Below are 386 nucleotides of genomic sequence, written 5' to 3'. Positions count from 1 at the left end.
CAAGAAAGATTTTTAGAGTGAACACGGAGGGAGTCGAACCCCCAACCTCCACAGCCGTAATGTGGTGCACTATCCAGTTATGCTACGCGTCCGTTGGTCTCTTAAAAAAGAGGCTGCAAATATAGCAGTTTAAAAATTATTTATGCAAATGAAATTGCATTTTTTTTGTCATCAACATTTCTAAGATGACTTCTTTCAGAAAGAAAGATTTAAAAATCGTTACCGGATGAAGGGTAACGATTTCTTAACCTGGAAGGGTGGAAGCCCCTTTGCTCCAGGAAAGACTTTTAAAGTGAACACGGAGGGAGTCGAACCCCCAACCTCCACAGCCGTAATGTGGTGCACTATCCAGTTATGCTACGCGTCCGTTTTCCTTAAAGGCGCTG

At 43.0% G+C, this 386-nt stretch carries 2 tRNA genes; both read right to left on the bottom strand.

Annotated elements, in window-relative coordinates:
- Positions 1 to 18: 18 nt before the first annotated feature.
- Positions 19 to 92 (bottom strand) — tRNA-Arg (locus tag NQ163_RS20675).
- A 201-nt stretch (positions 93 to 293) separates the two neighbouring features.
- Positions 294 to 367: transfer RNA gene (locus NQ163_RS20670), tRNA-Arg, on the bottom strand.
- Positions 368 to 386 lie beyond the last annotated feature (19 nt).

Origin of the sequence: Marinifilum sp. D737 (genome assembly GCF_026672275.1) — a bacterium.
Taxonomy (GTDB): Bacteria; Bacteroidota; Bacteroidia; order Bacteroidales; family Marinifilaceae; genus Marinifilum.
The sequence above is the reverse complement of the archived record's forward strand: the minus strand, read 5'-3'. Positions and strand labels throughout refer to the sequence as shown.